This window comes from Polynucleobacter sp. 86C-FISCH, assembly GCF_018882415.1.
GTDB lineage: Bacteria > Pseudomonadota > Gammaproteobacteria > Burkholderiales > Burkholderiaceae > Polynucleobacter.
In genome coordinates this window covers 1,595,068-1,615,235 of sequence record NZ_JACVOL010000001.1, presented here as the reverse complement: position 1 = coordinate 1,615,235, position 20,168 = coordinate 1,595,068, and the positions used below count along the sequence as shown (strand labels likewise).

Here is a 20,168-nt window from a genome sequence, read left to right as displayed (position 1 = left end):
GCACTACGTACCTGAGTACAGTCAAGCCAATATATTGGTCTAGTAGAATGAATTCATCATTTACCGAAGTATTTAATGCCGCCATGAATGCAATAGCAGCTCTAGGAATAACCTACCTTCTAATTACAATTTGCTCCGCCAGCATTTTGTATTTTTCATTTAAAGGCAAAATTGATGCATCAGGTAGGTATTTCTTTCTCAGCGAGCTAGCCATCCTGCCGGGAATATTTGGTGTTGCCCTCAGCAGCATCAATCCTGAATACCTAGGAACAACATTATTTTTAATTATTAATACCTCCGTTTGGGTCACGCATATATGCGTTTTATTTAGCATTTATGCTCTTTGGGGCGAAACGAGTTCTAGTAAATTTTTCCTATCAATTAGTTTTGGAATAATCTATGCAGTAACAATAGAAATTTTTCGAAGTACCAACCCCACAATTCAAGTTACTACATTAATTGCAAGCACTGCAGATGCCATATTTTGCTTTTGGGCTTTTGTAATATGCAGATCGACTCAGGATAAAGAGTTAAAAGAAAACTTGTTTTTTAGCTGGATTAAGAATATTGAGTTGATGCTTGGCCTATTTGCCTGCATTCGAATTCTGAGCTGTTTTTCCGATGCTCCAATTAACCCAAGGCTACCCACTTCCGCAGCAATCACTTTTTACATTCTCTTTTTGATTTTGAATGTATTTCGCTATATCTCGTACCAATCACTCAGAATTAGCTGGGTCGACCATAGAACATATAGCATCAACCCCCTTAATAGAAATCTAATGGTTGTTACCCAAGAAAAAAATAGTCTTCTACAGGGTTTAATCGCATCAAATAGAGTCATTGGTATTGGCGCCCTAGCCAGCTCCCTTGCCCATCAACTTAGCCAACCACTTACTGGCATAGGTCTTCAGGTCGAAACCTTGAGGCGTAATTTGAGTCAGCGCGGTAACAATCATGAAGCTGTCAGCGTTCTAGATAAGGTCAACTCACAACTAAGCAAATTAACCAGCCTTGTAAAGAACCTTAGGCAGCTATTTAATGCAAACTATCTTGATTTTCATGAGGTGGATGTAACTTCAACTGCGAATGAATTATTGGAAATCATTGAGCCCACTCTCGAAGCGAAGAAAATTTTACTTGTAAAAAATATTGCTAATAACACTGCAATTCTGGGTGATGCTATTCAAATTCAGCAGGTGCTGATTAATCTAATTAACAATGCAATTGACGCCATTGAGATAGCAAATCCCACATCACGTGAAATTAAGCTAAGCATTGGTCATGAGACTCAATATGTCGTCATTAGCATTGAAGATAGTGGCGACGGAATTGACCCAGAATTGCTACCTTCTATATTTGAGCAATTTAAAACCACCAAAAAAGAGGGATTGGGGATTGGGTTATGGCTGAGTAAAACCATTATTCAAAAGCATCAGGGCATTATCTCCGCTACAAACAGCCCTAGTGGTGGCGCTATCTTCACCATCAAAATCCCTTTGTTACAAGATTCACATGAAAAATCATAGAGTAATCATCGTAGATGATGATCTAGATATTCGTGATGGCCTTCATGTATGGTTGTCTCAAGATTATCTAGTAGAAATATTTGATTGTTCAGAGTCATTTTTAAGTGCCATCAATGATTTTGATTTTGAAGATGGCTTAGCCACCTGTTTGCTACTGGATTTTCAAATGCCAGGTATGAATGGGGTTGAACTACAAAAAACTCTTAAGCAAATTAATATTGAATTTCCAATAATTTTCATGAGCGGCAATGCTCAACAGTCTGACGTCATTGATGCTTGGCATGAAGGTGCGGTTGACTTCATCTTAAAGCCATTTACGCCAGGGAAAATAAGTGCCTCCCTAGAAAAGTTATTTAATACAGCCAAACAAAATCAAGAAAAGATAAAGCCTTCTGAAAGTGATCGGACACGACTTGCTCTCCCCATCACCCCAAGAGAGGCTCAAGTTCTATTGCTACTAGGAAATGGGCACGAGCAACAAGAAGTTGCAGAGATTTTGGGACTGTCCCTGAGAACAGTGAAGATGTATCGTACTTTTTTGAAGAATAAACTTAATCTTCATACTCTGATGGAGTTGGGACGATACTGCGATAAACATCGGGCATCTATTGAAAAACATGCAATGCTTAAGCAGACGTTTGATTAAGCAAAGCACCAAGATCATCTATCAAATAATTTACGTCGCTTAAAGGCCGATAGCGGGCCATCTGCGTCAAAAGAAAAGCCATCCTAAAGGATGGCTTTGGTAACAATTTTGGCAGCAACTAAGACCAATATCTACTTCTTGCCAGTATTAATGCCCAGTATTGAGTAAGCCGGGCAATTACCAATCATTCCCGTCAACAAAGGAACGATCCCTATCCAGGCCCAGGGGCCGGTGATACCAAAACCAGCTAAACCCATTAGCGTAACGCCAACAGTCATTCGCAGAACGCGATCTGTGTGTCCCATATTGCATTTCATATGAAGCTCCTTATTTTACTTGGCAGCTTTGTCAGATACTTTGGCTAGGCGCTGTCTTAATGCCTCATACAAGCATACGCCACTTGCAACAGAGACATTCAAACTTGAGACCACGCCCTGCATAGGGATACGGACTAGCTCGTCACAGTTTTCTTTTGTGAGGCGACGCATGCCCTCGCCTTCGGCCCCCATGACAATACCAATAGAGCCCGTGAGGTCGATATCGTAGATTGACTTAGTCGCTTCATCATCCGTACCAATCAGCCAAACTCCCGCTTCTTGCATTTCTTTCATACTACGGACAAGATTGGTAATAGTAATTACAGGCATGACTTCAGCTGCACCACTGGATACCTTGCTTACGGTGGCGTTAATAGATGCCGAGCGATCTTTGGGGATCACAACAGCATCTACACCAGCGCCATCTGCTACACGCAGACATGCACCAAAGTTATGGGGATCAGTTACACCATCTAAAACCAAAAATAATGGTTTCTTCTGCGCGCTCTCAGCATCTTCAACCACTTCGGTAATGGTTCTTGCAACAGTCATTTTTTCAGCCAAAGCAACTACGCCTTGGTGACGGTCATGCCCAGTTAACTTATGGAGACGTTCAGCGTCTGCTGCATGCAAACGCTCGCCCAGAATCTCTTCGGCTTGCTTTAAAAAATCACCCATGCGCCTGTCGCGACGACCAGAATCAAAGTACACCGACTTCAAGCTACCTGGATCTACCCGCAAACGAGCTTGCACTGCATGGAACCCTACTAATATTTGTTTCATTTTCTTTTCTAACTTAATTTCTACACAGAGCGTCTTTATTTACGGCGTGCTTTAGTGCTGCGAACTGGAGGCTTGCTACCGGCTGGTTTACCAATAGATCTTCCAGGCTTGCTGGTCTTGCCGCTTTTACGAGTTGCCTTACTCTTAGACTGGTTAGCACCCAATGTGCCCGCAGATTTAGCCGCATTCACATTGATACCACTAGGCTTTTGCGGAACCTTATTATCCGGGCGACTCTTTTTAGAAGCTGCTTTTTTATTAGGTCTACCAGTATCAGTTGCCAGTAAGAGCTGACGACGATTGGATGATCCGCCGGGCTCTGCCCCAACTGATTTAACCAAGCTAAATTCAATCTTGCGCGCATCTAAATCAACGCGACTTACCAATACATGCATACGATCACCTAAGCGATAACGTATTCCAGTTCGCTCACCGCGCAACTCTTGGCGTGCTTCGTCATATTGGAAGTAATCACCGCCGAGTTCAGTGACATGCACCATACCTTCGACGAACAGATTTTCCAACTGAATGAATAAACCAAAGTTTGCTACGCCAGTGACTGTACCCGCATACTCTTGACCTAAATGGTCTCGCATGTAGTAACACTTGAGCCATGCCTCAACATCACGAGAGGCTTCATCAGCACGACGCTCATTCGATGAACAGTGAACACCTAATTGACCCCAGATTGGCAATGCGGCATTTGCGCCCTTAGGTGCTTTTGCACCCTTGACACCAGCTTTTGCATCACTTTGGGATTTCTTGGCATTGACTGCATTCTCACGACCCTTACCTTTGCGTGGCAGAGTGAGGTTAAGAGGCACCTTCGGTGGCAAGACTGGTACGTAAGGCTTTTTCTGCAGGATTGACTTGATCACGCGATGCGTTAGCAAGTCGGGGTAACGACGAATTGGGCTTGTGAAATGAGAATACGCTGGATAAGCTAAGCCAAAGTGGCCTTCGTTATCTGGCTGGTACATCGCCTGCTGCATAGAGCGCAACACAACCGACTGCAGCATATTAGCGTCAGGTCTCTCTTTAATTTCACGCATCAATTTAGCGTAATCGCGTGGCTTAGGTTTCTCGCCGCCGCCCAATGAGAGACCGGAGGTTCTGAGAACTTGGCGCAAAGTAACCAACTTTTCTTCTGATGGCTCACCGTGAACACGATACAAGCTGAGGTGCTTATTTTTATCAATGAAGTCTGCAGCACAAACGTTGGCAGTCAACATGCACTCTTCAATTAAGCGGTGCGCATCATTGCGGAGACGTGGCTCAATGCGCAGAATCTTGCCTAGCTCGTTACTAATGATTTGAGTCTCAGTTGTTTCGAACTCAATAGCGCCCCGCTTCTCACGGGCAGAAAGCAAAATCTTAAACAACGAGTAGAGATTTGTTAGTAATGGGCGGAACTGTGCAAAGCGAGTTGCTTCAGGACCCTTGCTATTAGAAAGAATCTCCCAAACAGTGTCATAAGTGAATCTTTGTGCTGAGTGCATCACTGCTGGATAGAACTGATATGCCAACACAATGCCGTTGTTATCCACTACGGAATCGCAAACCATACACAAACGATCTACACCCGGATTAAGAGAGCAAAGACCATTCGAGATCTTCTCTGGCAGCATTGGGATCACACGCCTTGGGAAATATACCGAAGTGGCGCGCAACAAGCCTTCATCATCCAATGGCTGGCCTGGTTTGACGTAATGAGATACGTCAGCAATCGCCACGATTAAACGCCAAGCCTTAGTCTGGCCGTACATGACGGGTTCACAGTAAACCGCATCATCAAAATCTCGTGCGTCAGCACCATCGATAGTAACCAAAGGCACATCACGCAGATCAACGCGACCTTCTAGATCAGCCTGCTGGACTGTATCTGGCAAAGCTGTCGCCTCTTTCATGGCAGCAGCTGAAAACTCATGAGGCACGCCATACTTACGCACAGCGATCTCGATTTCCATGCCGGGATCGTCAATCTCACCTAAGACCTCTACTACGCGTCCAACTGCTTGGCGATAGCTATCTGGGTAATCGATAATCTCGACACTCACTACTTGGCCTAATTTGGCATTGCCCTGACCTTTTGGTGGAATCAAAATGTCATGGCCGATGCGCTTATCTTCTGGCGCAACAATCAAAACACCGTTTTCATTTAAGAGGCGACCGATAACTACTTTATTAGCATGCAGAACAACTTCAACGATTTGACCTTCAGGACGACCGCGGCGGTCTGTACCAAGAACCCTAACATTGACTCTATCGCCGTGCATGACGCGAGACATTTCTCTTTCAGATAGAAAGATATCTTCACCACCGTCATCGGGAATAACAAATCCAAATCCATCTCGATGCCCTTGAACTGTACCTAAACGGTCAGCCTCGCGTGGCACCAAGTCTTTTGCTTTACGCATTTAATTCCTTCGGCAATACATGCCCTGTCTATATATCTAGAGATATCTATTTTTGTTATAAATAAGGCTACTGTATCAAACCACCAAGTCCGATGGGAAAAAGCCAAATGGGGCCAGAAATGACCTAGAAATGCCCATCCCTCTATAATAAAGGCATGCCCAGGTGGCGAAATTGGTAGACGCACCAGCTTCAGGTGCTGGCGATCGTAAGGTTGTGGGGGTTCGAGTCCCTTCCTGGGCACCAAATAGCTTAAAGTCACCCTTATGAGCCTGAATAGAGGGTTCTGTTGCTCCACTGCTGAACCCAACTGATTACCAGTCCATAGACTCCAAATTGAACCCCGCCCTACTCAAAACCTCGAGCAAGAAGAATAAAGGGATTAGCCTTTTTTCAGCCACCGCCCTTGGTATCGGCGGGATGATGGGTGCAGGACTGTTTTCTCTGTTGGGCACTGCAAGCGCTCATGCTGGAACACATATTCCGCTGGCCTTTTTGCTTGGCGCCATTGCTGCGTCCTTCTCTGTCTATTCCTACGCCAAATTAGGTGCCACCTTTCCTAGTAGCGGAGGAGCTGCAACATTTACCGTGATGAGTTTTGGCCCAGGCGTTATTTCTGGTGGTCTCAATATATTTCAATTTATAGCCTACCTAATAGCTGCTGCGCTTTACGCTGCCGGCTTCTCTGAATACGCCAATACCTTGCTTGGCGGCAATTTATCGCCACTGGAAGTAAAGTTTGTTAGCACTGGCATAGTGGTTTTTTGCGCCGGCATTAAATTACTTGGCACTAATTTTGTTGGCAAGGTAGAGGCGCTTGCGATTGGCTTTGTGACAATTGCCCTAATACTCTTTTCTATAGATGGCATTTATGTTGCCGATATAGGCGCACATAAGATGTCGAGCTGGTCTATCAATGGTATCGCTATTGCTACAGGTATTTTGTACATCAACTATCAAGGCTTTGGCGTAGTCACTAACTCTTCTAATGCCATGCAAGAGCCTCGCAAGGAACTTCCGCTGGCAATGTTTTCAGCGCTTGTGTTGGTAACTATTGCCTATGTTCTAGTAAGTACCGCAGCCATCCTGCTACTCTCCCCCGCCCAAATGGCAGCCTACAACGGCCATGTATTGGCGGACGCAGCCCAAATAGTGGCCGGGAAGACAGGTTTTGTTGTAATTGGCGCCTCTGCCCTCTTAGCTTGCGCTGCAGCTCTAAATGCCACGATCTTTGCCGCATCTAATATCGCCGCTGACATGGCTAATAAGAACTCGATCTCTAAAGCACTTGGCGATTCCGTCCTAAAAACAGGGTTACGCTCTTTAACTGTATCTACCGTTTTGGTTATTGCTTTGGTATTAGCTTTCCCGCTAGAGGTAGTTGGAAAAATGGCGAGTCTCGCCTTTTTATTGGTCTACGCCGCAATTACCTTTGGGCATATTCGTGTACGGAAGCAAACAGGCGCCAAGCTTTGGCCACTCTGGACAGCAATCATCATCAACTTAAGCTTATTTTTGACTTTATTTATCAATGTGATTGAGAGCGCTAGAGGAAGTGCAATCGCTCTCATTGCTGCCTTAATTGGATCTTTTGCGATAGAAGCTACTTCTCGTAAATTTCTGAGAAAGAAATTACAAGCCCATTGAGCGGTGCAAGATTTTTGCTTTCATTTCTAACCAGAGACCTTCAAAGTCTTCGGTCTTTTCTTCGGACAGCTGAATAGGAGCAAAGAGACCTCCAAAAATAATGGAGCCCTTCTTGACTAGAGTCTTCTCAAACTCTCCCAAGCCAATTGGCTTATCGTCCATATCCCTAGTGAGCTGAGCAGAACAAACTATTGCTTCAGCATCATCCCTATCAATCACGGCAAACTCAATATATTGCTGATTTTTTTCAACAATCACCAGAGTGCCACGAGCATAGCAAACAGCATCATGCTGCTGAACGATATATGCCAGAAACTGATTCTTTTCCTCCTCTTTCTCAAAAGGGAGATCATCTATAAAGAAAAGGTATTGATCACCCTCGCCATTTACCAAGGTAAACACCTTCGGCACTACTCCATGGCCCAAGGCCAAATTACGGTAATAGGATGAAATTTCTACAGCAAGATTTTCAGAAAATAAGTGCATAGCAATTTAAAAGAGTCTTACTCTTTACGAGTTTTAATAGATTCGATGATTTTATAGAAGGCATCAGGCTGTACGGAGTTCTGTCCTTTAAAAGGTTGATCTGTAATGACCAATAGAGAAATCAAAGCTCCCATGGTGACCGGCAGAATCTTCAAACCAAAGAAGAATGAGTCGGAAGGCAGGAATAAGGTATTAATGCCCATGAGCGCAAACATACAAATCAGAATGACCACCCAAAATAGGCCTGGCAAGCGAATAGTCGAGCGCTCAATACGAGCCTCCCTGCTTTCTGCCACTTCTTCTGACTTCTTAATGATGTCGGTATACATGGCTGTTTGACGATTGGTATGAGGCTCAATCGCCATCAGTTTTCGGGAAATACCCCGCCACAACATATGAGTCTTGGAGCTTCCCTCACCCTTTTGCAATAAAGCCCATTCGTCATTGACGATAGAATTCATATACTCAAATAACTCGGCGCGTACAGGCGCAACGGATGGATCACCAAAGCGAGTCAACAGGCGGTCCAAGTTATTGATACGTCCCGCCTCTTGAGAAACCAAGGTCTGAACTTCACGAAAATTCGTTTGCGCTTGATTGAGTAAAAAACCAATCAATAAACCACTTAAAGTAATGATGGATCCAAAAAGACCCAAGCCCAATCGAGTGCTATCTTGGGTTGGCGCAAAGATGGGAATGTATTGCAGCAGACGTGGCAATACATCTAGCAAAGTAACAAAAAAGAGAACCAGTATTAATAAAATTTGGACATTACTTTTTTTGTATATCCAATTGAAGAACGCATCTTCACGTCGAGTATTCATAGAGCCTAGTTATTGATATATTTATTTAAAAAATTGAGTGTTCGCTCCCAGGCCAGCTGCGCTGCCTCTGCGTTGTACTTCAAGGGAGATAGGCCACGGGTATCTGATTTGGGATTAGCGAAAGCATGTTTGGTGTCATAGCGATGGAACTCGTAATGAACGCCAGCCTGCTTTAACTTTTCCTCCAGTTGATCTACGCCGGAGATCGGGAAGAAGTCATCATGTAATGCCCAATGCGCTAGCATCGGCTTAGTAATTGCTTTTGCATCCACATACTCGAGGGGTGGGTTGCCATACCAAACTATTGAGCCATCAAGCTCTGGTACATTGCAGGCAGCCAAGATGGTGAGTGCACCACCCATACAGAAGCCCGTTACCGCAACTTTGGCACTCCCGGTAGCTTTTAGATACTGAACGGCGCCACGGATATCCTGGCCAGCAGCATCACCAAAATTCAGATCACCCATCAGATGCTCTGCTTCATTGGCTTCAATCGCCAATTTACCGCGATATAGATCTGGCACCAATGCCCTATACCCAGCACTTGCAAGACGATCAGCTACCGCCCTGACCTCATCATCTAGACCCCACCACTCCTGAATCACAACAACTCCTGGAGCATTAGACTTATCGGCCGGCTCAGCAAGGTAGCCTTTTACAGCTTGTCCATCGGGTCTTTTGAATTCAATCATGGGTATCTCCTTATGCTTTTTTCGTATCAGAATGAATATATCCTACCAGCCAGAAAGTGAGCAACCCGCAAATTGCGGCGCCATAGCCCACGAGGTTGTAGTGCTGCATCATGCCATCAGGCCCAATAGTGACTATCCAACCAGCCAAAACCGAAGCAATGCCAGAGGACAGCATTTGTACTGAGCCAACCAAACTCATAAAGGTTCCGCGAATCTTGTTTTCCACCACTTGACTCACCATTGCCATTGCCGGAATCATTCGACCAGATACCAGAATGAAAAATGCGGTTGAGTTAATCAGCACAATCCACAACGGCGTTACCGGTAAATTGGTTGTTACCAACAGCGGTACGAGACTCACAATAGCCAAGACTCTGAAAACAGTAACTTTCCCATACTTATCTGACATATGCCCTATAAAACGAGAACTCATCAGGGTGGCTACACCGCCGCACAAGTAAATTAACGAAATATAGGAGTTACTAATTCCAACATTGGATGTGAAATATAGGGCGATATAGGGGATGACCGAGAACCCTGTAATCATAATGAGTGCCATAAAGACAAAGGCTTTGACATGCTGAGGTGCAATCAAGATCTTCAAAACCTGACTCAGTCGACTGCCTTCATGAACATGATCTAAATGCCCTGCGATCTTGGGAATATTGCGATAGCCCAAATAAAGAATCAGACTTGAAATTAAGGCAATAAAAAAGAACGGTGCACGCCAACCTAAGCTTGGAATATGGTTTGCAAGAAATAATCCCAAAGGAACTCCTGCAACTGTAGACACCGAAAATGCAGCCATTACCGTACCTAGCGCCTTACCTCTTCGCTCAAATGGAATTGAGTCGGCAACAATGGTTTGTACTAGCGATCCTAGAATGCCGCCAAAAGCACCGGCAAATGCGCGAGCAATAAAAAGCGCTTCATAGTTAGGAGCTAAGCCACAAGCAAAAGTGGCGATGATAAAGAGCGCATACAAACTTAGTAGAAGTTGCCTACGCTCAAATCGATCTACATAATAAGTTGCAAAAATACCTGCAGCTGCTGCGGCAAAAGTATAAGAAGAAAGCAACAAACCAAATTGATGCGTGTTGATATTGAGCTCCCGAATAAATTCAGGACCCAAAGGCATCATGATCATGAAATCCAAGATGTGGGTGAACTGTATGCCCGCCAAAGAAAACAAAAAGAAGCGTTCTCGCTTCTTGGTTTCAGTCATATGGGGGGCGGTGTTCAAGGGATGCTTTACTTGGCTTAATCAATATGACATTATCAACCCTGATAAGGAAACTTGCCTGCCTTAAACTAAATGAAATTCGCCTAACTTATGTCCATTTCTACTGAAATCATTACCCAAGCAACGCTAGGCGGAATCCCGCTTCTGCCGTTACTCAGGGATACTTTTTATGGGATTCTTGGTCTAATTCTTGTTCTTCTCTTTCATGGAAGCGGGATTAATTACATCATGCTGCGCTTTGAGAGGCTAACCATTGGAAACTTGAAGCTTAAGCAATACAACCGCGTATTTTTTCATTTTTACGCATCATTTTTCTTCATTGCCTTGATCCATATTGTTGAAATAGTTATCTGGACTTTCTATATTATGGCCCTCAACTTAATGGATAACGGTATTCAGACATTACTATTTGTGGGTAGTTGCTACACCACGGTAGGATTTGTTGAAGATATTTTGCCGACAGGCTGGAAGAGTCTTGCCTTCTTTATTTCTTTCTCTGGATTATTTGCAGTGGCTTGGACTACCTCCGCCATGATTGGCATGACCAATTCATACAAAGCCGCTTGGAATCTCAAGCACCACCAGAAAGACCCTAGCGCTTCTTAATATAGTAGCCATAGACACAGCGATTCCCGTCTCGTGACGGGTTGTGTGTGTCATGAATTACGCCATTAATAATGGCGGTAAGATGCTTAGAAACCTTAGCTATCAGGACTCCATCGGGCAACTCATCAGGTCGTAAATGAACTTGGCAACCCGCCCCTATCTTCATTGTTGGCACCCATTCAAACCCCTGAGCCAAGATGTAGTCATGAAAGACATTACGGTGATTGCCATTCCTAGGTGATGCCCCTTTGACGCTTAATCTCTTGGCAAGACGATCGTTTTTGACTAGCGCATATCTTTCGTTTGCAAGTCTGAGATCTTCATACACTTGCATGTAGGGAAGATTCGCTGCAATCGCAATAGATCTAACAACGCAATCCCCTGCCCCACCTTTAAAGCCAGCCTTCTCCCTACCACCATCATTTAACTGAAATGAATACTTGGGGTACGTTTTAGAGAATGGGTTCAGAAATCCGAACATAGACATGGGCTAATAAAAAATGGATTTGCTTTGTGGGCAAATCCATTCTGATCTAGAGCGCTAAAGAAGTATTAAGCGTGAGCCTTCTTTACTTCTAAACGCCAAGCGTGCAACAAAGGTTCTGTGTAGCCATTAGGCTGCTCAAGACCTTTAAAAATCAAGTCACTAGCTGCTTTGTAGGCATAAGAATCCTTGTAATTTGGCATCATTGGCTTGTACAAAGGATCGCCAGCATTCTGGCCATCAACCACTTTAGCCATACGCTGCAAAGTTTCATTCACTTGGTCTGCAGTCACAATGCCATTGAGTAACCAGTTAGCAATATGCTGACTGGAGATACGCAATGTTGCACGGTCTTCCATCAAACCTACGTTATGAATATCAGGGACCTTAGAGCAACCAACGCCTTGATCGATCCAGCGAACCACATAACCCAAGATACCTTGGCAGTTGTTGTCCAACTCTTGCTGAATCTCTTCTTTAGACCAGTTAGCCTTTTCCACAACTGGAATGGTCAACAAATCATTGATTAAGGCTTCAGCTTCAGCTTGAGTATCGAGCTTTTCCATTTCTTTTTGGAGTTCAGCTACGTTTACTTGATGGTAATGAAGTGCATGTAAGGTAGCAGCTGTTGGTGATGGAACCCAAGCAGTGTTTGCACCTGCTTTTGGATGAACAATCTTCTGCTCAACCATGGCTTTCATCATGTCTGGCATCGCCCACATACCTTTACCGATTTGAGCGCGGCCACGCAAGCCACAATCCAAACCTGCAAATACGTTACGACGCTCATAGGCTGACAACCACTTGCTGGTTTTCATATCACCCTTGCGCATCATTGGACCTGCATACATTGCAGTGTGCATCTCATCACCAGTGCGATCCAAGAAACCTGTGTTAATAAAGGCAACACGTGCACCAGCAGCAGCGATCGCCGCCTTGATATTTGCGCTCATGCGACGCTCTTCGTCCATGATGCCAAGCTTCACAGTGTCAGCTGGCAAGCCGAGTAATTTTTCAACGCGGCCAAACAGTTCGCCTGCAAAAGCCACTTCTTCTGGGCTATGCATTTTTGGCTTAACGATATAAACAGAACCCTTACGTGTATTGCCAATCGCTTGGCTTGCTGGACGATTGATATCGTACAAAGCAATCAATACAGTCACTACCGCATCCAAGATGCCTTCGTAGATTTCTTTACCCTCACCGGTAATGATGGCCGGGTTAGTCATCAAATGACCAACATTGCGGAGGAACAAGAGCGAACGGCCATGTAATGTCACAACACCATCTTTTGCATCAACAGCGCCAATGCCGGCTTTGTATTTACGGTCCGGGTTGAGCGTACGAGTAATCGTCTTATCACCCTTCTTCACTTCCTCAACCAAAGTACCCTTGAGGATCCCCAACCAGTTTTCATAGGCAACAACCTTGTCATCGCCATCCACTGCAGCAATAGAGTCTTCCAAATCCAAAATAGTGGAAAGCGCAGCTTCCAATACAACATCATTGATGCCTGCAGGATCACTAGCGCCAATCGTTTTGCTCTTATTGATTTCGATATCAATATGAATGCCATTGTTGCGCAAGAGGATTGAGCTTGGTGCTGAAGCTTCGCCTTGATAACCAACAAATTGCTTCTCGTCAGCCAAACCTGTTGTTGTGCCATCTTTTAACTTCACAGAAAGCTTATTGCCATCAACTGTGTATGCCACTGAATCACGGTGTGAGCCTTTAGCCAATGGAGCTGACTGATCCAAGAAGTTACGTGCATAAGCAACTACCTTTGCACCACGAATTGGGTTGTAAGCACCTGCCTTAGTGGCGCCATCTTCTTCGGACAGAACGTCGGTGCCATAAAGGGCGTCATATAAAGAACCCCAACGCGCATTAGCGGCATTCAATGCATAGCGCGCATTGAGAACTGGAACCACCAACTGAGGGCCAGCTTGCAGAGCCAACTCATCATCCACATTCTTGGTAGTTGCAGTAATTTTTCCTGGAACATCAACGAGATAATCAATCTCTTTCAAAAACTTGCGATATGCAGGCATATCGGTAATTGGGCCTGGATTTGCTTGATGCCATTTATCCAAATCCGCCTGAATGCGGTCACGTTTAGCTAGCAAGGCTTCATTTTTTGGCGTGAGATCTTTAACGATTTCATCAAAACCCTTCCAAAAGTCGGCACTCTTAATGCCAGTACCTGGAAGCACTTTGTCTTCAATAAAACGATATAAAGGGGTTGCCACTTGAAGGCTATTGCAGGTAGTGCGCGCAGTCATGTTGTTATCTTCTTATGCAAAAGTTAATAAATTAAATTGAGTCGGTTATTTTCCATTAACCCTGAAAAGGGTGCTGGAGGAGAATGGTTTCATCACGCTCTGGACCGGTAGATACCATTGCGATTGGCTTACCAGCCACTTCCTCGATACGACGCAGGAAGTTTTGTGCCTCAACAGGCAGCTTGCTCCACTCACGAATACCAAAGGTTGTGCCCTTCCAGCCTGGGAAATCTTCATAGATTGGTTCGCAGCGAGCTACTGTTTCTGCACCACGTGGCAATACATCCAACTTCTTACCATCGAGGTTGTAGCCAACACATAAGCGAATGGTTTCAAAGCCGTCTAGAACGTCTAACTTAGTAATGCAAAGACCAGACAAGCCGTTGATCTGAATGGAGCGCTTCAATGCAGCAGCGTCTAACCAACCAGTGCGGCGTGGGCGTCCAGTGACAGAGCCAAATTCTTTACCTACTTCAGCTAAACGTACTCCAACTGGATCTTGTTTAGCAGGATTGTCGTGGTCATAAAGTTCGCTTGGGAATGGGCCGGCACCAACACGGGTGCAATAGGCTTTAGTAATTCCCAAAATGTATTGCAATGAATCTGGTCCAACACCTGAACCAGCAGCAGCATTACCTGCTACGCAGTTACTGGATGTAACGTATGGATAAGTACCGTGGTCGATATCTAACAATGTGCCTTGAGCACCTTCAAACAACAAATTCTGACCAGATTGCTCAGCGGCATATAAAGCACTAGAGACATCCACCACCATTGGCTTAAGGCGCTCCGCGTAAGACATGGCTTCAGCCAATGTCTTCTCGTAGTTCACTGGCTCAGCGCCATAGTAATTGGTAAGCATGAAATTGTGATATTCCAAGTTCTCACGTAATTGCTCAGCAAATTTTTCTGGGTAGAACAAATCTTGTACGCGCAATGCACGACGCGCTACTTTGTCTTCGTAAGCTGGTCCAATGCCGCGTCCAGTGGTACCGATCTTCGCTTCGCCGCGCTTCTTCTCGCGTGCATGGTCAATTGCCACGTGGTACGGCAGAATCAATGTAGTTGCTTCAGAGATTTTGAGGCGTGATTGAACATCTAAGCCTGCAGCTTCTAATTCGCCAATCTCTTTAAAGAGCGCTTCTGGTGAGAGAACTACGCCATTGCCGATATAGCAAATAACAGACTTATGCATGATTCCAGATGGAATCAAACGCAAAATTGTCTTCTTATCGCCAACAATGAGTGTGTGTCCAGCATTATGACCACCCTGGAAGCGAACTACTGCTTGCGCATGATCAGTTAACCAATCTACCACCTTACCCTTGCCTTCATCACCCCACTGGGTGCCAATGACAACTACGTTACGACCTTTAGCTTGCTGCTTTGAAGACATAATGAAATCCAAAAAGATAATTACAAAATAAGTTAACTGTTCACTGCTTTAATTTAATTACTGCCTTACTTCTTTTTTACTTCCCAAGAGTTGCCCTGCTTCACCAACTCTCGGTCACATTCGTATTCGGCAGCCTCAAGGGTTGTGCCTGCTGGAACTTGTATCACTACCTCACCCTGACCTCTAAGGGTGGCGATAGCCTTGCTTAATTCTGCATCGTCGATCCAAGGGGCAATGATTGCCAGCTTGCGAATACTTAAAGGCGATAAGCTTGCCAGCGTTAGCAGATCCAAAGAAAAACCAGTAGCAGGACGTGGACGTCCAAAGGCTTGACCAACATGATCATAGCGACCGCCTCTTGCAATCGGCTGCGGTAATTGATCAACATAGGCAGCAAACATCACACCGCTGTGATACTGATAGCCACGCAAATCCGCCAAGTCAATACTGAGCTCTAAATTGCCAGACAGTTTTGCTGCAGCTGACACTAAACGCTCAAGATCCGCTAAAGCCTGATCAATAGCAGCGTGTTTAGGTAAGTCTTTTTTGGCCTTTGCCAGCACTTCCGCACAAGGACCGTTCAACTCGGTCAAAGACATCAATGCTTTTGCAATATTTGTTGGCAAGCAAGTTGCCCATTGAGTTAGACGTGGACGATCCTTGCTTTGCAAGAGACCATACAAAGCTTCAACTGTTTCTTTATTTAAGTTCTGACCGTCTAAGATGCCAGCCAAAATGCCCGCATGAGACAGATCTATATAGACCTTCTCTAAGCCGGCAACAGACAATGTTTTGAGTAATAGAGTAATAGCCTCTAAATCCGCTTCCCAGGTAGAGCATCCATAAATCTCAGCGCCCAACTGCAATTCTTCACGAGCAGAGCTGCCCACTGGAGTGCGAGCGTGCGCTACAGAGCCTGCATAACAGAGACGAGTAACCCCGGCACGATTTAAGAGGTGTGCATCAATGCGAGCTACTTGCGGTGTCATGTCCGCACGCAGACCCAAGGTACGGCCAGATAACTGATCTACTAACTTAAAGGTCTGAAGATTGAGATCGGAACCGGTACCCGTTAATAAAGAATCCAAGAACTCCAAAATTGGAGGAGCAACTAGTTCATAACCATAAGACTGGTATAAATCCAAAACGGCACGACGCAATGACTCAACCTTGCGAGCCTCAGCAGGCAAAACATCTGCAATATCTTCAGGAAGTAACCAGCGATTCATGATGTGAACAATTTGCTTTCTTATTTTTTGTGCAGGAACTTGAAGAACTCGCCGGTCGGCTCAACCACCATCACGTCTTTCTTATCCTTGAAAGAACTTCTATAGGCCTCTAGGCTCTGATAGAACTGAGCAAACTGTGGGTCACGACCAAATGCCTCTGCATAGAGTGCGGTTGCTTTAGCATCGCCTGCACCTTTAATTTTTTGGGCATCACGATAGGCTTCCGCCAAAATCGTATCGCGTTGACGTTCTGCATTTGCGCGAATCTTGTCTGATTCAGCAGCACCCATAGAGCGCAACTCATTAGCAACACGCTTGCGCTCTGCTTCCATACGGCGGTAAACAGAATCACTAATTTCAGCCAATAGGTCAACACGCTTTAAGCGCACGTCCACAATCTCAACGCCGATATCAGATGCGTCATCCGCAACCTTCTTGCGAATACCCTGCATCACCTCTTCACGCTGATCAGAAATCAACTCACGCACAGTGCGCTTGGTGAACTCTTCATTTAAGGCTGAGCGAACCAACTGAGTTAAGCGATCCTGCGCCAAGCGCTCGTCACCCTTAAAGCTAATGAAGAACTTACGTGGATCAACAATGCGCCACTTCACATAAGAATCTACCAATAAGTTTTTCTTCTCAGCAGTAATGAAACGCTCTGCTTCTGGATTGTCAATAGTCAAAATACGGCGATCAAAGAAGCGAACGCTTTCAAATGGTGCCGGCAACTTCACTTGGATGCCGGGATTCTCAATCACGCGAACTATCTGTCCAAAAGAAAACACCACAGCATACTTACGCTGATCTACAACAAAGATGCTAGAGGACAAGACATAAATGAGTGCAACAAAGCCAATGCCTGCCGCAATTAAACGATTTGCATTCATTATCTAGACTCCCTATCGCGACTACGGAGGCCATCACGCTTATCTGCAGAACTATTGTTAGTTGAAGTGGCGTTAGAGGATGAGCTTGCACCAGTGGCACCACCTACCGTCACACTTCCTGTTGGGGTGGTTGCTCCAGATTGAACCTGTGCATTGGCAGCTTGAGCACTTTCCGCACTCACCTGTGCAACGATCTTATCGAGTGGGAGATATAAAAGACTATTGCTCTTAGTGGTATCAACCAAAATCTTAGTAACGTTGTTGTACATCTCGCGCATGCTATCGATATACATACGATCACGCGTCACTTGAGGAGCCTTAGAGTACTCAACCAATACTTGTTTGAAGCGTGTGGCATCGCCTTCTGCGGTAGCCACTACACGGGCCTTATAACCTTCAGCCTCTTGAATCAGACGTTCGGCAGTGCCTTTAGCCCTTGGAATAATGTCATTCGCATATGCCTGACCTTCACTCTTTAAGCGCTCTTGATCTTGACCAGCTTTCACTGCGTCATCAAAGGCTGCTTGCACCTGCTCCGGTGGCTGAACGTTTTGCACAGTCACGCTCGTCACATAGATACCAGTCTTGTAGCTATCCAAAATCTTCTGAATGGAGTTTGCTAAATCAATGCCGATCTTTTCACGACCTTCATACAGCACGGTATCCATCTTGCTGCGTGCAACGATTTCGCGGACGGCTGTTTCAGCAGCTTGTACTACTGCAGCATCAGGATCGCGGTTGTTGAATAAATAATCAGTAGGATCTTTCAGGCGATATTGCACGGCAAAGCGCACATCGATAATGTTTTCATCCTCAGTCAGCATGGAAGAATCTTTTTGATTCGTCGCTTTAATTAGGACTGGGCGCCCTACTTCTACAGAACGAACACCTGATAAGTTCACCGTCTCTTCAGACTGGATTGGCCACGGCATGCGCCAGTTAATACCTGGCTTCGCGGTGTAGTCGTACTTACCAAAAGTCAGAATGACGCCAGCTTGACCTTCTTGAATAATGAAGAAGCCACTGCAAACCCACATAAAGAAGACAACTGCACCTGCAATCAGAATGCTTGCCTTTGAACCGAATGGATTGCTGAAATTGAAATTAGGTGCGCTGATGCCGCCGTTACCGCCGCCACTACCACCACTACCACCTCGTTGTGAAGGCGGAGGAATGTCAGTGCTATTCGGCTTATTAGATGGTTTGCTAGCAGAGCCAGGAGATTTTTTGCCGCCAAAAATGCCAGCAATTCTGTCGTTGAAATCTCTCCAGAGCTCATCCAAATCTGGAGGGCCGTCTGACTTATTTGGCTGACTGTTTGGCCGATTGTTTGGTTGAGTCTCTACAGGCTGATTAGTTTCTGGATCGGCTTTTGGAGCTTGATCGCTTCCCTGCCCATCTTTAGCATCTTTAGATCCACCGGAATTGTGGCTATTGCCCCAACCGGGATCGTTGACCGAAAACAGTCCTAGAAATTTACGCGTCATTAGAAAAATAGCTCGGGTTGGAAATCGGATTAAATTCAGAAGTTTCTGGTCGTTCAGGTAATGGCTCTAAAAACTCATCCGGGGCCAATTGCTTCTTGGCGCGGTTGTGCTCGACCCTTATTCTATCAGTCATTTGAGAGCATTCGGCGAGGGCGGAACGAAGCAAATCAAGGCCCAAGCCAGACTGGGCTGACAGGAAAACCTGGCTAGGAAAGCCCTGCCCATCCCGCTCTAAAACAGCCCCACGGGTAAAGGTTTGGGGCATGAGGTCGATTTTGTTCATTACTTCGATCCTGGGGATGTCATCGGCCCCAATTTCCTCTAAAACAGCCTCAACTTCAGCCTTTTGCTCCCTAGCTACGGGGCTACAAGCGTCTATGACATGCAAAATCAGGTCAGCGTGGATGGTTTCATCCAGGGTTGCCCTAAAAGCCTCTACCAGCTGGTGGGGTAAATCCCGGATAAATCCCACCGTATCGGAGACCACAATCGACCCGACACCATCTAAATGAACCCTTCTTGAGGTGGTATCGAGGGTGGCAAATAGCTGATCAGCCGCATATGTCCCCGCTTTGGTTAGGGCATTAAAAAGGGTGGATTTGCCGGCATTGGTGTATCCCACCAAAGAAACCGAAAACACATCCTTGCGATTTCGAGCACGTCTTTGGGTTCTTTGTTGGCGCTGTAGCTTTTCTAATTCATTCTCAAGACGCTTGGCCTTGGTTGCCAACATCCGGCGGTCCAATTCCATTTGCGTTTCACCAGGACCACCACGCACACCAATACCGCCACGCTGACGCTCCAAGTGACTCCATGCTCTTACCAATCGAGACATGCGATATCGCACTTGCGCAAGTTCAACTTGCGTCTTACCAATGTGACTTTGCGCTCTTTGACTAAAGATGTCCAAAATCAAACCAGTGCGATCCATCACATGAAATCCAATGTGACGTTCTAAATTTCGCTGCTGCGTTGGAGATAAAGGATGGTTGAAGATTGCTAGCTCTGCGCCCTGCTCTTCCATGACCCTTTTGAGTTCATTGGCCTTACCTGAGCCAATAAATAAAGCAGGATCTGTCCTGCCTTTGCGGGCAATAACACTGGCTGCGGGTATGGATCCAGCGCTATCAGCTAAAAGACTGAGCTCAGCCATGCTGTCAGCAAAATCTTCGCGCCCTGTGTCTACTCCAACCAGAACGGCACGTGCCGCATCAA

The 20,168-nt window shown here is 45.5% G+C and carries 18 protein-coding genes and 1 tRNA gene; 5 read left to right on the top strand and 14 right to left on the bottom strand.

Translation table 11 applies throughout. The features are described 5' to 3' along the window. The first annotated feature begins 83 nt into the window (after nucleotides 1-83). Complete coding sequence (locus ICN10_RS08195; RefSeq protein WP_216214494.1) at nucleotides 84-1,526, top strand: sensor histidine kinase; 1,443 nt, start codon at nucleotides 84-86, stop codon at nucleotides 1,524-1,526. Next, on the top strand, nucleotides 1,513-2,172 hold the full coding sequence (locus ICN10_RS08190; protein WP_216214492.1) for a response regulator transcription factor: 660 nt from the start codon (nucleotides 1,513-1,515) through the stop codon (nucleotides 2,170-2,172). The genes ICN10_RS08195 and ICN10_RS08190 overlap by 14 nt, the downstream gene beginning before the upstream one ends. A 131-nt stretch (nucleotides 2,173-2,303) precedes the next feature. Here ICN10_RS08190 and ICN10_RS08185 read toward each other — a convergent pair whose 3' ends face one another. From ICN10_RS08185 to rnr, 3 genes are read right to left on the bottom strand one after another with little or no spacing between them, the layout of a single operon-like run. Further along, nucleotides 2,304-2,489, bottom strand: coding sequence for a DUF2892 domain-containing protein (locus ICN10_RS08185; protein ID WP_216214490.1), 186 nt, complete (start codon nucleotides 2,487-2,489; stop codon nucleotides 2,304-2,306). Between the two features lie 15 nt (nucleotides 2,490-2,504). Next, entirely contained in the window at nucleotides 2,505-3,272 is a 768-nt protein-coding gene (gene rlmB, locus ICN10_RS08180) for a 23S rRNA (guanosine(2251)-2'-O)-methyltransferase RlmB (protein WP_216214488.1), read from the bottom strand. A gap of 35 nt (nucleotides 3,273-3,307) precedes the next feature. After that, nucleotides 3,308-5,689 carry a ribonuclease R gene (gene rnr / locus ICN10_RS08175; protein WP_216214486.1) on the bottom strand — a complete coding sequence of 794 codons (2,382 nt, stop codon included), beginning with the start codon at nucleotides 5,687-5,689 and terminating at the stop codon, nucleotides 3,308-3,310. Between the two features lie 157 nt (nucleotides 5,690-5,846). Here rnr and ICN10_RS08170 point away from each other — a divergent pair. Together ICN10_RS08170 and ICN10_RS08165 are read left to right on the top strand one after the other, a co-directional pair. Next, nucleotides 5,847-5,933: transfer RNA gene (locus tag ICN10_RS08170), tRNA-Leu, on the top strand. A gap of 90 nt (nucleotides 5,934-6,023) precedes the next feature. Further along, nucleotides 6,024-7,334 (top strand): APC family permease, encoded by a 1,311-nt coding sequence (locus tag ICN10_RS08165; RefSeq protein ID WP_216214483.1) that lies wholly within the window; start codon nucleotides 6,024-6,026, stop codon nucleotides 7,332-7,334. Here the strand turns inward: ICN10_RS08165 and ICN10_RS08160 are convergent. The 4 genes from ICN10_RS08160 to ICN10_RS08145 are packed head-to-tail and all read right to left on the bottom strand — an operon-like array spanning nucleotide 7,320 to nucleotide 10,561. Further along, nucleotides 7,320-7,820 (bottom strand): hypothetical protein, encoded by a 501-nt coding sequence (locus ICN10_RS08160; protein ID WP_216214481.1) that lies wholly within the window; start codon nucleotides 7,818-7,820, stop codon nucleotides 7,320-7,322. The two genes, ICN10_RS08165 and ICN10_RS08160, sit on opposite strands and share 15 nt — an antisense overlap. A gap of 17 nt (nucleotides 7,821-7,837) precedes the next feature. Next, nucleotides 7,838-8,644 carry a DUF4239 domain-containing protein gene (locus ICN10_RS08155; RefSeq protein WP_216214479.1) on the bottom strand — a complete coding sequence of 269 codons (807 nt, stop codon included), beginning with the start codon at nucleotides 8,642-8,644 and terminating at the stop codon, nucleotides 7,838-7,840. 5 nt (nucleotides 8,645-8,649) lie between these two features. After that, a complete protein-coding gene (locus tag ICN10_RS08150) occupies nucleotides 8,650-9,336 on the bottom strand; it encodes a dienelactone hydrolase family protein (RefSeq protein ID WP_216214476.1) in 687 nt (228 codons plus the stop codon). 10 nt (nucleotides 9,337-9,346) lie between these two features. Further along, nucleotides 9,347-10,561 carry an MFS transporter gene (locus tag ICN10_RS08145; RefSeq protein ID WP_216214474.1) on the bottom strand — a complete coding sequence of 405 codons (1,215 nt, stop codon included), beginning with the start codon at nucleotides 10,559-10,561 and terminating at the stop codon, nucleotides 9,347-9,349. Between the two features lie 108 nt (nucleotides 10,562-10,669). On the opposite strand from ICN10_RS08145, the gene ICN10_RS08140 reads away from it, so the two are divergent. Then, nucleotides 10,670-11,185, top strand: coding sequence for a hypothetical protein (locus ICN10_RS08140; protein ID WP_216214472.1), 516 nt, complete (start codon nucleotides 10,670-10,672; stop codon nucleotides 11,183-11,185). Here the strand turns inward: ICN10_RS08140 and ICN10_RS08135 are convergent. The 7 genes from ICN10_RS08135 to hflX form a co-directional block, all read right to left on the bottom strand. Continuing rightward, nucleotides 11,172-11,666, bottom strand: coding sequence for a hypothetical protein (locus tag ICN10_RS08135; protein WP_216214471.1), 495 nt, complete (start codon nucleotides 11,664-11,666; stop codon nucleotides 11,172-11,174). The two genes, ICN10_RS08140 and ICN10_RS08135, sit on opposite strands and share 14 nt — an antisense overlap. A gap of 71 nt (nucleotides 11,667-11,737) precedes the next feature. Beyond that, nucleotides 11,738-13,951 carry a malate synthase G gene (locus tag ICN10_RS08130; protein ID WP_216214469.1) on the bottom strand — a complete coding sequence of 738 codons (2,214 nt, stop codon included), beginning with the start codon at nucleotides 13,949-13,951 and terminating at the stop codon, nucleotides 11,738-11,740. 55 nt (nucleotides 13,952-14,006) lie between these two features. Continuing rightward, nucleotides 14,007-15,347 (bottom strand): adenylosuccinate synthase, encoded by a 1,341-nt coding sequence (locus tag ICN10_RS08125; RefSeq protein ID WP_216214467.1) that lies wholly within the window; start codon nucleotides 15,345-15,347, stop codon nucleotides 14,007-14,009. Nucleotides 15,348-15,412: 65 nt separating this feature from the next. Next, nucleotides 15,413-16,576 carry an ATP phosphoribosyltransferase regulatory subunit gene (locus ICN10_RS08120; RefSeq protein WP_216214465.1) on the bottom strand — a complete coding sequence of 388 codons (1,164 nt, stop codon included), beginning with the start codon at nucleotides 16,574-16,576 and terminating at the stop codon, nucleotides 15,413-15,415. A 20-nt stretch (nucleotides 16,577-16,596) separates the two neighbouring features. Beyond that, on the bottom strand, nucleotides 16,597-17,466 hold the full coding sequence (hflC, locus tag ICN10_RS08115) for a protease modulator HflC (protein ID WP_068321145.1): 870 nt from the start codon (nucleotides 17,464-17,466) through the stop codon (nucleotides 16,597-16,599). Beyond that, on the bottom strand, nucleotides 17,466-18,953 hold the full coding sequence (gene hflK, locus ICN10_RS08110) for an FtsH protease activity modulator HflK (RefSeq protein ID WP_216214462.1): 1,488 nt from the start codon (nucleotides 18,951-18,953) through the stop codon (nucleotides 17,466-17,468). The genes hflC and hflK overlap by 1 nt, the downstream gene beginning before the upstream one ends. After that, nucleotides 18,943-20,148: a GTPase HflX gene (hflX, locus tag ICN10_RS08105; protein WP_215350168.1), complete on the bottom strand. Its 1,206-nt coding sequence runs from the start codon at nucleotides 20,146-20,148 to the stop codon at nucleotides 18,943-18,945. The genes hflK and hflX overlap by 11 nt, the downstream gene beginning before the upstream one ends. Nucleotides 20,149-20,168: the final 20 nt, after the last annotated feature.